The sequence below is a fragment of the Pseudomonas syringae genome (genome assembly GCF_001698815.1).
Lineage (GTDB): Bacteria > Pseudomonadota > Gammaproteobacteria > Pseudomonadales > Pseudomonadaceae > Aquipseudomonas > Aquipseudomonas syringae_A.
Window position 1 is genome coordinate 120,817 of sequence record NZ_LGSI01000040.1, and the last position, 13,585, is coordinate 134,401.

The window sequence follows — 13,585 nt, forward strand, 5'->3', positions numbered from 1 at the left end:
CATTACATTCGAAAAATTTACTGGTCTTAAAGACAGACTTCGCAAGCAAGCTTGCCCACGGGCTTTGTACTTACTTAACCATCACCGCCTTGAACAACGCCGACTCGACAAACCGCTGCAACCAGCCACGCAACTTCGGATAAGGGCTGTCGGTAAACCACTCAGGATCCACCGCGCTGAATTGCCGGATAAAAGGCGCCAGTGCGATATCCGCCAACGTCAGATGATCACTGACCAGAAAGTCCCGCTGTAGCAGCCGATCTTCCAGTTGTTGCAGAAATACCTCAGCTAATTGCCGGTAATGCTGCTGAGGATATTCAGGGTGACGGACAAAATACTTATAGCGATCCAGATGGACTTTGAACACCTGATCGTTTTCTTCGATGAACACCTGAATCTGACGTCGCGCATCGCCGTCATTGATCATCAGCCAGTTGTCCGGGTCGTTCTGCGCCAGCGCCCAATGCATGATGTCCAGGCTCTGTTCCAGCACCTGGTCACCAAGGACCAAGACCGGCACCGTGCCTTTAGGTGAGCGCTCCAGCATTTCCGGCGGCTTGGCCTTGAGACTGACTTCCTGAGTGCGCACCTCGCAGCCGGCGTAGTGCACGGCCATGCGCGCACGCATGGCGTATGGGCAACGTCGAAATGAATACAGAATCGGCATCAACTGCTGACCTCGATAGTGCTCAAGCCATTGCCTTGGCGGCGGACCTGGATCTGCACCGGAATGCGTTCGTGCATTTCCTGAACGTGAGAGATAACCCCTACCTTGCGGCCTTGTGCCTGAAGCCCGTCCAGCGCATCCATGGCCAGTTGCAGGGATTCCGGATCGAGGCTGCCGAAGCCTTCGTCGATGAACAGCGATTCGATTTTCAGCGTGCTGGAAGCCATCGAGGCCAGGCCCAACGCCAAGGCCAGCGAAACCAGGAAGGTTTCGCCGCCGGACAACGAATGCACCGAGCGCAGTTCGTCGCCCATTTCCGTGTCCATGACCAACAGACCCAGCATGCTGCCGCCACGTTTCAGCCGATAACGTCGCACCAGTTGCTTGAGTTGCGCGTTGGCGTGATGCACCAGCAGGTCGAGGTTGTAAGCCTGGGCAATCTTGCGGAAGGTGTCGCCGGTGGCCGAGCCGATCAACGCATTGAGTCGCGCCCAGCGTTGCCATTCGTCATAAGCCTGGCTGATGCGCTGCGCCAACGCCTGATTGGCGTCCTGACGGCGCTGGTCGTCGGCTTGCTGGGCGCGCAAGTCGGCGCACTGTTGTTCACCTGCGGCAATCAAGCCGTGCAGTTCGGTCAGCGCACTTTGCAGATGTTCGGCATCGACGCTGCCGACCTGTTGCGCTTGATGGCTGTTCAAGCGCTGTTCGCGTTCTTGCAGCAACACCTTGAACTGCTCGACGGCTTTTTCGCTGGCTTGCAGTTGACGGCGCAGTTCGCTCACTTGCTCATCGTCAACGCCGAGCAATTGTTGCAGGCCGCTGTCATCCAGTTCGCTATGCCGACTGCGCCATTCTGCAATCCGTGCGCCCAGTTCGGCGCTTTCCTGCTGCATGCCGTGCAAGCGTTCCTGGCGCGCCTGAAGTTCGGCGGCCAGTTGAATCAACTGGCTGCTGACATCCTGCAAGGCCTGACTCGCCGAGCTTTCGGCGTGTCGCGACTGTTCCACGGCGGATTCCAGTCGTTGCTGCCATTGCTCGGCATTGGCGTGCTCGCCAAGCAGTTGCGCCAAGGCCTGCTGGCCGGTGGTTTGCTGGTCGCCAAGGACGGTGCAACGTTGTTGCAGTTCGCTCTGTTGCCGGGTACGGGTTTGCTGTTGGGACTGTTCCAGCTCGATTTTCTGCTGGCGTTCCCGTTGTTCCAGCAGTTCGTCGCGCTGCTGTTCCAGCTGATCGAGGCGCTGGGTGACCTGCTGGTCCAGTTGCATGACCGTGGCAGCAGCGTCATGGCGCAGGCCCTCCAGCTGCTCGGCGCTTAACAGCGGCGCGAAGGCGGTCAGTTCTTCCTCAAGACGTTCACGGTCGCTGTTCAGTGCGCGTTGCTGTTCGGCCAGTAGTTGCGTGGCGGCCTGACTGGCTTCGTTGGCGCTCAAGAGTTGCTGTTGCAGACGCGCCGCGTCTTTTTGCAGGGTGAGCAGGGCGTTCTGGCGCTGTTCGTCCTGAGTGATGTTTTGCGTCAATTGCGTCAGTTGCTGGTTCAACCAGCTATCGCGTTTGGCGGCGTCCTGTTCCAGCAAGCGCTTGCCCAACGGATGCGCATCAAAGGCTGGCGCGAGTGCCTGCTGGCGGGTGGCGAGTTGTTCCTGTTGGTGCAGAAACTCCTTCTGCTGGGCAATCAGTCCGCCAACTGTGGTGCGCAACTCGGCCAGTGTTTCCTTCAGGGCATCTACGGCTTTTTGCGCGTTGTTCTCTTCGTTTTCGTCATGCTGGGTGAGGCTTTGCAGCAGGACTTGCGGCTCATGCCACGGATGCTCGTTGCTGCCGCACACCGGACATGGCTGCTCATCCTGCAACTGCAGACGCAGTTCTTCAACACTGGCGCTGCGGGCCAGGCGCTGGCGTTCCAGTAACTGGCGGGTCACGCTCAGGGTTTGTTCGGCGACTTGCAGTTGGTTTTTCGCTTGCAGGCCTTGGCTGTTGAGCTGATCGCGCTGTTGCTGGACCTGTTGCTGTTTTTCCGTCAGCTCCAGCGCGCGGCTGTCGAGTTCCTGCAGGCTGGCCCAAAGCCGCGCCAGTTCTTCAAAGGCCCGCTGCTGTTTGCGATTGTCCTGCAGCAAGCTGCCGAGAATTTGAATCTGCTCGCCCACCGCTTCGGCTTCAGCGCCGGCTTCGCGATACAGCAGATCCAGCGCGTTGCGCAGTTCGGTTGTTTGCTGGCTGGCAGTGGCGGCGCGCTGTTCCAGGCTCGGCAGTTCGGTCTGGCCCTGTTTGAGGCGCGCGCCGATCTGCATCAGTTGTTTCAAGCGGTCGCGATAGGCGTTCCAGGCTTCGCCAAGCGGGGCCAGCGCCTGGCTGAGTTCCAGCTGTCCGGCAATCCGTTGCAGTCGCTCGGCAACCTGAGCCTGTTGCTCAAGCAGGTTTTGCAAGGCGCTTTGTCCTTGGGTGTAGCTGTGCTCAGCCTGTTGCCTGTGCTCATCGGCCTGACGCAATTCGTCCGCCAATCGGGCCACGTTGCTCTGGATGTCGAAGGCTTGACGCAGCAATGGCGCGGCATCGCTGTGCTGCTGTTGCGCCTTGAGCGATGCGGCCTGTGCTTCGACGCACGCCTGTTGCAGCTGAGTCTGGCGAGTGTGCAGTTCGTTCTGCTGCCCGATGTGTTGCTGGATCTGATTCGTCAGCGGGGTCAGTTGCGCGGTCAATTCGGTTTGGCGCAGGAACTGGTGACGCTGCGGTGCCAGTTGTTCCAGGCGCGCCAGATTCAGCCGTTCGCCGCTCTGGCTTTGCCAATGTAGCTGCGCCTGTTGCAACTGTTCGGCGGCGCTTTGCTGCTCTTGCTGAAGTTGCAGCAGGACTTTGTGCCATTGCTGTTGCAGTTCAAGCTGGCGCAGTTCGCTTTGCTGGGTCTTGAGCGCCAGTTGGGCGGTTTCGAAACGCTGGTCCAGCTCGGCACGGGCATCCGGCTCCATGGGCGTGACCCCGGTTGCCAAGGCCTGGAGATCGTCGTGGGCCTTTTTCGCTTCCTGGCTCTTGCTGAAGGCGCGGCGTCCCAACTGGCTGTAGATCGCCGTGTCGGTGAGTTTTTCCAGCAGCTCGCTGCGTTCCCGGTCGTCGGCCTTGAGAAAGGCGCTGAACTCACTCTGGGCCAGCATGACGGCGCGGGTGAACTGTTCGAAGTTGAGACCCAGACGCGCTTCGAGCAGGGTTTTGTACTCAGTCTTGTTCTGGCTGCTGAGGATTTGCTCGCTGTCCAGATCGGTGAGCGTCTGGCGACTGGCCTGAAGTTTCTTGCTGGCGTTGTCGCGCGCGCGGTTGGTTTCCCAGCGGGCGCGATAACGACGGCTGTCGATGCCGACGAAATCCACCTCGGCGAAGCCGCTGCCGGTGCCGCGCCGCAACAGGGTGCGCGGGTCGTTGGTGCTGATGTCGCCGTCGATTTCCGGGACTTTCGATTGGCCGATATTGCTCAGGCGCGGAATGGCCCCAAACAGCGCCAGACACAAGGCATCAAGCAGTGTGCTTTTGCCCGCGCCGGTTGGACCCGTGATGGCGAACAGCCCGGCGCTGGCCAGGGGTTCGGCGGTGAAATCCAGTTCAAAGGGGCCAGCCAGAGACGCGAGGTTTTTCAGGCGGATGGCGAGGATTTTCATGGTTGTTCGCTCTCCAGCTGGACTTCCTGCAACAGCGTGGCGAAGTCGGTCAGGGTTTGCTCGTCGACCTCGCTGCCGTAATTCTCCTGCCAGGCGCGACTGAACAGTTCCAGCGGGTTGAGCTGATCGAGTTCGATCAGGCCTTCGCCGTCATCGCTGCCGTCGCCACGGCCGCTGCCGGCATATTCAGCGGCAATGCGCACCAGCCGCACGGCCTTGCCTTGCAGTGCGCCTTCGATCTGGTTGCGCAGGTCCGGTTGCGGCTCGTCCAGGCGTACACGGACTTCCAGCCACGGCTGGCGTTCGATATCAGCGAGCAGATCGATGTCCGGCAAGTCCTTGAGCTGCACCAGTAATTCGGCGAGCGGCGCGGGGCCGATCCGTTGCAGATTGACTGCGCGGGGAATCAGCAGGGTTTCGACGCTGTGCAGCTGGTCGCCTTCGCAGGTGATTTCCAGGATCTGATGCGCGTAGCCGATTTCCGAAAATGACAGCGGAATAGGCGATCCGCTGTAGCGAATACGTTCTTCGCCATTGACCCGCTGGGGTTTGTGCAAGTGGCCGAGGGCGACATAAGTGATGCTCGGGCCGAACAGGCTGGCGGGCAGGGCTTCGGCGTTGCCGATGATCAGGCTGCGCTCGGAGTCTTCCGAGACTGAGCCACCGGCCATGTGCGCGTGGCTGATGGCAATCAGGGCTTGCCCCGGCTGGCGCTTGAGATTGGCCGCTTCGATCAGCAGTTCATGGACCCGACCGATGCCGCGCAAATAATTGTCGCCCAGGGTCGCGCCGGTGACTTCGGCCGGACGCAGAAAGGGCAGGGCCAGGCACCAGGCGCCGACTTCGCCTTCGGCATCGGGCAGTGGCAACAGCAGGCGCTCGACATCCAGGGTTCCGTCGTCGAGCCACAACACCCGGCCCAGCGCGTGGGTGCGCAGGCGGCGCATGAGCGGCGCGGGCAATTCGATGCGTGAACCCGAATCATGGTTGCCAGCGATCATCACGATGGTCAGCTTCGGCTGCTGCTCGTGAGCATTGACGATAAAGTCGTAGAGCCGCTCCTGGGCTTTGACCGGCGGATTGACCGTGTCAAAGATGTCCCCGGCAATCAGCAGCACATCAGGCTGACGCTCGGCCAGACGGGCCAGCAGCCAGGTCAGGAAGCTGGCGTGTTCAAAGTCCCGCTCCTGGCCATGAAGGTTCTGGCCGAGGTGCCAGTCGGAGGTGTGGAACAATCGCATGTGTTTTTCTCAATTCTAAATTGTGTGTCGTGAGGCTTGGCGACGCGTAAATATTCGTTGGAGCGAGGCTTGCCCGCGAAGAACTGTAACGCGGTGGGCCTGTTCCACCGCGGCGCCTGATTTGCGGGCAAGTCGGAACGCCGCCCGCTCGCTCCAACAGCGTTCAATTCCAGCGCAAAGCCCTCTACTTTGGATACAACGGCGGCAGACTCTGGTCGGTCGCCGCATCCGGAACATGTTCCGAGGCGGGCAGCGTGCGGATCGCGCGCCAGAGGTCTTCGCCCAGCCACAGTTGGCCGGTTTCACTGTACAGCGCGCCGTTCAGGCCATCGAGGGCGTCGGACAGCGGGACAAAACGTGCCGCCATGTCGGCCAGGGTTTCCGGTTGCTGACGTGCCCAGGCGTCCAGCGCCTGACGGGTCGCATGAGGATCGTTAGCCAGGCTGGCGCGTTTGAGATCATCCAGCAGCGTGCGCGGACTCGGCCCGGCCTGGGCCACCCGCGCCACCGCCGGTTGCCAGCGCGCCCGCCACCAGAGAATCACCCCGATCAGCGTGGTAAAGGCAAAGAACAACGTGCTCATCTGCCACGGCCAGACAGGCGGGCCAATCACTGTGACACCGCCCGGATCGTTATTCACCGGAGTGTCCACTTCCAGGCTTGGGTTGCTGCTGATCTGCAAGGTGCGTGCGGCCAGCGAGGTATGTTCCAGGTGGTCTTCGCGGGTGTTCCACCAGACAATATCGACGGCGGGCAAGTCGATGGAGCCGACCCGGTTCGGCACCAGGGCTTCGCGTTCTTCACGAGTGCCAATGATGCCGCGCTCGCTGGCCAGATTGGCCAGTTGCGGCTGGTCGGGATAGCGCCGCAGGCTGCTGAGGTCGGTGGCCGGCAAGGGCGGCAGTTGGGCGCTGGAAAGGCCCTCGACCTTGAGCGTCAGGATCCGCGTCAAGGATTCACCCACCTGGCTGTGTCCCGGTTCCGGGCTCCAGCTTTCGCTCAGAATAACGCTGCGGGCCGGCAGCCAGGGCGCATCGGCCGGGTAGTCGGCAGGCTTGGCCTTGACGGTCAGCGGCAGCGGTGCCGAATTGACCCGCACCACCTTGCCCGGCTGCGGGCCGAATGGATTGACCGGATCGCTGGTCTGGGCGTTTTCCGCCGCGGGCTGGACCAGCGTGGCGCTAAACACCTGCGGCGGAATCACCAGGGTGCCGCTGTGCTGTGGATAAATGGCATAACGCATCTCGATCACGCCATGTCGGATGCCGTTGATGAGTTTCTCGTAGGTCTTCGATTCGCCGAGTTTTTCGATGCGCGCGTCGGGCACTTCAAGGGGCGTGAGGTTGCTGTCGTCGAAAAGCGCAACCGAGTGATAGATGCGCAGGTTCAGCACCGCCTGCGCCTGCACGTAAACGCTGTCCTGATCGAGGCTGGCGTCGAAGAATACCGGCGCCAGTTTGCCGGGTTGATTCTGCTCGTCGCTCTGGATCACTTGCAGGGTGATCGGCTCGCTCTTCAGCTCCCCCAGCTCCAGCGCCGGGATGATTACCGACCCGGTTTGCCTCGGCAGCAAGGTGATGATCCAGCGCGTAGTCGCCTGATTGCCACCGTCCAGCGTATTGAGGCGATTGACCTGCCGCGTGCCGCGCACGTCGAAGTCGCGCTCCAGAGAGCTAAGGTCAGGTTTGCCGAATTGGGTGACGTCGCTGGTTTCCAGGGTCAGTTCGACGGTTTCCCCGGAGTTGAGCCGGGCGCGATCCACGCTCGCGGTCAGTTCCGCCGCCTGGTTGGGCAGGGCGACCAGACAGAGCAGCAGGCTGATCAATAAGGTGTACACGCGACTCATCGGGTTTTTTCCTGACGCTGTTGCTGTTGGTACCAGAATTTGCGTCGCAGCAATTCCCCTGGATCATCCGGAATCTGGCGCAGCCATTGCTCCAGCGCTTGTCGACGTTCGCCATCCATCGGACGGTCCGGAGGCCGGATCGGCGGTTGGGTGGTTTCGTTATCGTCCAGAGGCGAGCCGGGCGCCGGATTGCCACCATTACGCGGCGGGGGTTCAGTGCCGGGACTGTTTTCCTCGCCGGGCTCGGTGGGCTCCTTGTCCTTGTCTTGAGGTTGTTGCGCGGTCGCCGTCTGGCTTTGGGCATTGTCGCCGTCGTCGTCACCGTCGCTTGGCTTGGTCTCGCCGGGTTCCGCTGCTTTGGATTGCTTGTTCTGCTCAAGGATCTGCTCGACCAGCGCCTTGTTCGTCACTGCCGCTTGCAGATCCGGTTGCCGCTCCAGCGCTTGTTCGTAGGCGTCCAGCGCTGCCTCCAGTTCGCCGCTGCGCGCCAGCGCGTTGCCGCGATTGTAGTGGTCCGCCGCAGTGTTACCTTCGGCGAAGCGCTGGGCGGCACTGGCATAGTCGCCTGCTTCGTAGAGCGCGATACCTTTCCATTGCGGGTTTTCGAACTGTCGGGCCGCTTCGGCGGGGCGATGCTGCTCCAGCAACCGCTGGCCCTGCTGATCGGGACGCAGCCACAAGTCCTGAAAATCGAACGCATAGCTGTTCTGCGGCAGCATCAGCAGCAGCGGCAGGCACAGCAACCAGCCGCGACGACCGGCGCAAGCCGCCAGCAACAGCAGCGGCAGCAGAAACCAGTGCCCCTGGTCGGCCCAGCTGTCCAGCTGGATCAGTTGCCCGTCGCTGCGCAGGGCTTTTGGCCCATCCAGCAAGCCAAGCTCGCGCAGGTCGTCGTCATCCACTCGCACTTGTCGGTATTGGCCGCCGAGCTGGCCGGCGAAGTCCGCCAGGCTGGCACTGTCCAGACGCGGCAGCAAAATTGCTCCCTGGCTGTCCTTAAGCAACCCGCCTTTTTCCTGAAGTACCGGCGCACCTTCGGCCGTGCCGACGCCCAGGATCAGCAGCGGCGGGCTCTGGCCCACCAATGCCTGACGAATACCCTGGCGCTCCTGTTCGCTCAACGACGAACCGATCAGCAGGACTCGACCACGGCCCAGCGCCGCTTGCTTGAGCAGACCCAATGCCTGATGCATGGCAAGGTCCGCGCGGTGCCCGGCCTGCGGCATGATCGAAGGTTTGACCGCATCCAGAAGATTGCGGATGGTGGCCAGATCGTCCGACAGGGGCACCAGCGTGTGGGCACTGCCCGCATAAACAATGATGGCGGTTTGCGAATCGCTGCGGGCCTGCAACAGATCCTGCAGTTTGCGTTTGGCCTGCTCCAGCCGGGTTGGCGGGCTGTCAGTGGCGAGCATTTCCGGAGTGACCTCCAGCAAAATTACCAGCGGGTCTACCGGTTTCTGGCTGAATTGTTCCACGCGCTGCCAGCCAGGACCGAGCAAGGCAAGCATCGCCAGCATCCACGCGACCCCAAGGAAAATCCACGGAGTTTTATTGTCGCGCCCCTTGCCACCGTTGAGCAGCACCGAATGGAAGGCGACCGGCAAAATCATCTGCCAGCGCCCGGCGCGTTTCTGACGATGCCAGAGCCGCCAGAGCAGCCAGACCAGCAGCGGCAATAAAAGCAGCCACCAGGGACGAAACCAGTGCGGCCAGAGGCTGATCATGCGCGCCTCCGCAGTCGCTTGATTCGCTCGCGCCATTGTCGCCCGTCGCGCATGAAACGTTGCCGGTTGAGCAGGCGTTGCAGCGGATTGTTCGGCCAACGCTCATGCACCACGAGGATCAGGCTCAGCAGCATGGCGCCAGCCAGCGGCCACTGATAAAGCGCCAGCGCCGCGCGCGCCTGGGTCGGTTGTTGCGCGACCGGTTCCAGCGCGTCGAGACTTTTGCGGATATTCTCCAGCTGATCGCCGTCGCGGGCCCGGAAATACTGGCCGCCGCTGATTTCGGCAATTTGCTTGAGGGTAGGTTCGTCGAGATCCAGGCTCGGATTGAGCCCGAGCATGCCCAGCGAACCGGCTTTTTCCGGGTCCGCACCGATGCCGATAGGGTAAATTTTCACGCCTTCTTCAGCGGCAAGGCGGGCGGCGGTTACGGGGTCGATCTGGCCGCCATTGTTGGCGCCATCGGTGACCAGCACCAGAATCCGGCTTTGTGCCGGACGCAGACGCAAGCGCTTGAGGGCCAGGCCAATGGCGTCGCCAATGGCCGTATTTTTACCGGCAATGCCGATTCGCGCTTCATCGAGCCAGACGCGCACGGTGTGGCGATCAAAGGTCAGCGGCGCCTGAACGAACGCCTGGCTGCCGAACAGGATCAGCCCGACGCGATCCCCCTGACGGCCTTCAAGAAAATCCCCCAACAGATGCTGGACCAGCACCAGCCGACTGACTTCGTCGGCTTTCCACTGCATGTCGGGATAGTCCATGGAACCGGACACATCCACTGCCACCAGCAAATCCCGTCCGCTGGACGCGACGGGCAGCGGCTCACCCAACCATTGCGGGCGTGCGGTGGCGACCAACAGCAGCAGCCACAACAGAATGAACGGCAACTGCTGGCGCCATGCCGGCAGGTTGGCCTTGGCGCGACGGCCCACCAGACCTTCCAGATCACTGAGGAAACTGACTTTCAGCGCCGCCTCGCCGCTGTCCGCTGCGGGCAGCAATATACGCATCACCCAGGGCAGGGGCAGCAGGGCGAAGACCCACGGCCAGGCGAACTCAAACATGTTTGCGAATCCAGGTTTCAACCGCCTGGGTCAAGCCGGAAATGGCTTTGTCGTCCAGTTTGCATTCCGGTTTATACGCGCCTTCGACCAGCACCATCCAGCGCGTCAGGCCAGCAGCCGGGCAACGGTTATCGAGGAAGGCCAACCATTTTCGGCCGTTTAGCGTGTGGCTCTGGCTGTACGGGTAGTGATTGCGGCAAAGACGTTTGAGCAGCCCGTTGATTTGCTGCAACCAGGCCCCGGCCGGAGCGCTGTCATAGGGTTTGGGCATCTGCGCCAGTTCCAGCAGCGCGGCAATGCGGACCGGGTCCAATGGCTGCTCGGCGCGGCGGATGCCGGCTTTGACCGGGATCACATGCCGTACACGCCACAGTCCCCAGCCCGCAATCGGGATCAACAACAGCAGCAGCCACCAACCTGGCGCAGGTGGCCAGAAGCCGATGGCTTGCGGCGCGATCAGCGGCTGAAGTTGATCCAGCGGGTTCATTTGTGTTTTACCGGACGCTGGGCGTTCAGGTATTCGCGCAGTTGTTCCACCATCTCCCGTTGCGTGCTCAAAGGCATCAGCAACACCCGAAGTTTCTGCGCGAGCAATTCCCAGCGCGCGGCACGTTCTTCGCCTTGGGTTCGGTAGGTCTGACGCAGCTGAGGATCGAGGGTGTCCAGCTCCAGTTGCGCGCCACGTTCAGCAAAACGCAGCAGGCCTGCTGCGGGCAGGGCGTGGTCCAGCGGGTCGGATAAAGGCAGCAGCAGCAGATCACAATGTCGCGACAACAGACTCAGCTGTTGTTCGGCGGCGTCCGAGAGCGCTCGTTCATCGCACAGCACGACGACCAGACTGCCCGGACGCAAGACCTCCCGCGCCCGGCGCAAGGCGATACCGAACGCGTCGCGGTCGGCGGCGATTTCGGTGTGCAGCGATTGATTGATCCGCACCAGACGGTTGAGCAATTGCAACAGGCTTTGCTTGCTGCGCCGGGGTTTGATTTCGTAATGCTCGTTGTCACCGAACACCAGCCCGCCCACCCGATCATTGTGGATCAGCGCCGCCCAGCCAATCAGGGCCGCAGCCTGGGCTGCCAGCACCGATTTGAACATCAGGCCGGAACCGAAGAACAGCCGGCGGCTTTGTTCGACCAGGATGAAAATCGGCCGCTCGCGTTCCTCATGGAACAGCTTGGTGTGCGGTTCCTGAGTGCGGGCCGTGACGCGCCAGTCGATGCTGCGCACGTCATCGCCGGCCTGATAAACCCGGACCTGATCGAAATCGACGCCACGGCCGCGCAGCTTGGAGTGATGCAGGCCGATCAGCGGGCTGCGCCGACTCGGGGTGGAGAACAGCTGCACTTCGCGAACGCGATGGCGCATTTCGATCAGTTCGGCGAGGCTGACGCGAATACCTGGCTGGGGAATCAGATAGGGTTGCATGGTTTCACGCGACTGCCACGACATCAAGAATGCGCTGGATGACCCGGTCCTGATCGATGCCGGCCGCTTCCGCTTCGAACGACAGGATGATCCGATGACGCAGGACGTCGAACAGCACAGCCTGAATATCTTCGGGGCTGACGAAGTCGCGCCCGGCCAGCCACGCGTGGGCCCGTGAGCAGCGATCCAGGGCAATGGAGCCGCGCGGGCTGGCGCCGTAGGAAATCCACTCGGCCATTTCCGGATCGAACTTGCCTGGCGTGCGCGTGGCCATGACCAGTTGCACCAGATATTCCTCTACGGCATCGGCCATGTAGAGGTTAAGAATTTCCTTGCGGGCTGCAAAAATCGCTTGCTGGCTGACCCGGCGCTCGGGTTTGGTCTCGCCATTGAGCGCTTCGCCACGGGCCTGTTGCAGAATCTTGCGCTCCACAGCGGCGTCCGGGAACCCGATCTTGACGTGCATCAGGAACCGGTCGAGCTGTGCTTCCGGCAGCGGGTAAGTGCCTTCCTGTTCAATCGGGTTCTGAGTCGCCATCACCAGGAACAGCGGGGACAGCTCGTAAGTGCTGCGCCCGACGCTGACTTGCCGCTCGGCCATGGCTTCGAGCAAGGCCGACTGCACTTTGGCCGGGGCACGGTTGATTTCGTCGGCAAGCACCAGATTGTGGAAGATCGGCCCCTGTTGGAAGACGAAGCTTCCCGTTTCCGGACGATAGATCTCGGTGCCGGTGATGTCGGCAGGCAGCAGGTCAGGGGTGAACTGGATGCGATGGAATTGCGCTTCGATGCCTTCAGCCAGTTCCTTGATCGCTTTGGTCTTGGCCAGGCCGGGCGCACCTTCGACCAGCATGTGGCCGTCGGCGAGCAGGGCGATCAACAAGCGTTCGATCAGTTTTTCCTGGCCGAGAATCTGCGTAGAAAGAAATGTTCGCAGCGCAATCAGCGCTTCACGATGTTCCATCGATGACTGTTCCTGGCAGGTAATCAGCGGCGTCAGGTGACACCGAAGCTGGGGGCGTTACTTTAATCCATAGAGGGGTGTTCCGACTAACGGCTACGGGTTTTTTCTGGCATTCCGGGCAGAAGATTACAAACAGCTCCGAATTGTCCTACTTCATATGTTGAAGGTTTGTAGGAATTGAGGCGCCAAGCGGGAATCTGTTGACGTGGCTCCGGTTATTGGCCGCGCTTTACACAAATCGCGCCCGATAAAACATCGACGCGTTCTCCCAAAGCACCATCTGCGCATCGCGCTCGCCAATGGCGTCCTTGATCATGTCGATATCGCTGGTTCGAAATGGCCGAGGTGCGCGGGTCGAGGGAAGATCGGTGCCGAACATCAGTGCGTGGGGATTGGCGGCGAAGATCGCCTTCAGGACAACGGCAACCGGAAAGTCCACCCGACCGAAACCGCTGGCCTTGATATGTACGCCACCTTCGGCGAGTCGGACCACGCTGGGCAGGCCTTCTGCGCTCAGGCCCAGATGATCGATGCTGACTTTCGGCAGTTGCAGCAGACGGCTTTCGATCTCTGGCAATTCGCTGGAGTCCACGTACAACTCGGTATGCCAACCCACTCGTTCAAACACTCGTCTGGCCAGGAACTCCAGCTGATCCAGTTGCTCCGAGCCGCCGCGCCTGAGGTTGAAGCGCACTGCGCGCACGCCAAATCCGTTGAGGGTTTCCAGTTCGGCGTTGGTGATGTTGGCGGGTACCTGGGTCACGCCAACAAAGCCTGCGCCCAGTCGGCGCAGCGCTTCAAGCAGATACCCCTGATCAAAGCCCTGAAACGAGCCCGACACTACTGCGCCGCCAACCACCCCTAACGGAGCGGCCAACGCCTGATAATTAGCAACGCAAAACGGCTTGGGCACATAGCCGTCATTGGCCTTGAGGGGAAAACGCGGGTCAATGATGTGGCAATGGGCGTCGAAAATCGGCTGGGTCATGACGGCTCCGGTC

At 61.4% G+C, this 13,585-nt stretch carries 10 protein-coding genes; all 10 read right to left on the bottom strand.

The annotated features are described in order from the left end of the window. Window positions 1–70: 70 nt before the first annotated feature. Window positions 71–667 (bottom strand): glutathione S-transferase, encoded by a 597-nt coding sequence (locus AFK24_RS11960; protein WP_065833433.1) that lies wholly within the window; start codon window positions 665–667, stop codon window positions 71–73. After that, window positions 667–4,311, bottom strand: a complete 3,645-nt coding sequence (locus AFK24_RS11965; protein WP_065833434.1) for an AAA family ATPase — start codon at window positions 4,309–4,311, stop codon at window positions 667–669. Before AFK24_RS11965 ends, AFK24_RS11960 begins: the two co-directional genes overlap by 1 nt. Further along, window positions 4,308–5,552 carry an exonuclease SbcCD subunit D C-terminal domain-containing protein gene (locus tag AFK24_RS11970; RefSeq protein ID WP_065833435.1) on the bottom strand — a complete coding sequence of 415 codons (1,245 nt, stop codon included), beginning with the start codon at window positions 5,550–5,552 and terminating at the stop codon, window positions 4,308–4,310. Before AFK24_RS11970 ends, AFK24_RS11965 begins: the two co-directional genes overlap by 4 nt. Before the next feature lie 184 nt (window positions 5,553–5,736). After that, a complete protein-coding gene (locus tag AFK24_RS11975) occupies window positions 5,737–7,398 on the bottom strand; it encodes a BatD family protein (protein WP_065833436.1) in 1,662 nt (553 codons plus the stop codon). Continuing rightward, entirely contained in the window at window positions 7,395–9,125 is a 1,731-nt protein-coding gene (locus AFK24_RS11980; protein ID WP_065833437.1) for a VWA domain-containing protein, read from the bottom strand. Before AFK24_RS11980 ends, AFK24_RS11975 begins: the two co-directional genes overlap by 4 nt. Beyond that, on the bottom strand, window positions 9,122–10,192 hold the full coding sequence (locus AFK24_RS11985) for a vWA domain-containing protein (RefSeq protein WP_065833438.1): 1,071 nt from the start codon (window positions 10,190–10,192) through the stop codon (window positions 9,122–9,124). The genes AFK24_RS11980 and AFK24_RS11985 overlap by 4 nt, the downstream gene beginning before the upstream one ends. After that, on the bottom strand, window positions 10,185–10,679 hold the full coding sequence (locus tag AFK24_RS11990) for a DUF4381 domain-containing protein (RefSeq protein WP_065833439.1): 495 nt from the start codon (window positions 10,677–10,679) through the stop codon (window positions 10,185–10,187). Before AFK24_RS11990 ends, AFK24_RS11985 begins: the two co-directional genes overlap by 8 nt. Continuing rightward, on the bottom strand, window positions 10,676–11,620 hold the full coding sequence (locus AFK24_RS11995) for a DUF58 domain-containing protein (protein WP_065833532.1): 945 nt from the start codon (window positions 11,618–11,620) through the stop codon (window positions 10,676–10,678). Before AFK24_RS11995 ends, AFK24_RS11990 begins: the two co-directional genes overlap by 4 nt. A 4-nt stretch (window positions 11,621–11,624) precedes the next feature. Continuing rightward, on the bottom strand, window positions 11,625–12,584 hold the full coding sequence (locus tag AFK24_RS12000; protein WP_020288806.1) for an AAA family ATPase: 960 nt from the start codon (window positions 12,582–12,584) through the stop codon (window positions 11,625–11,627). Window positions 12,585–12,813: 229 nt separating this feature from the next. Further along, window positions 12,814–13,572 carry an amidohydrolase family protein gene (locus tag AFK24_RS12005; protein ID WP_065833440.1) on the bottom strand — a complete coding sequence of 253 codons (759 nt, stop codon included), beginning with the start codon at window positions 13,570–13,572 and terminating at the stop codon, window positions 12,814–12,816. Between the last annotated feature and the right edge of the window lie 13 nt (window positions 13,573–13,585).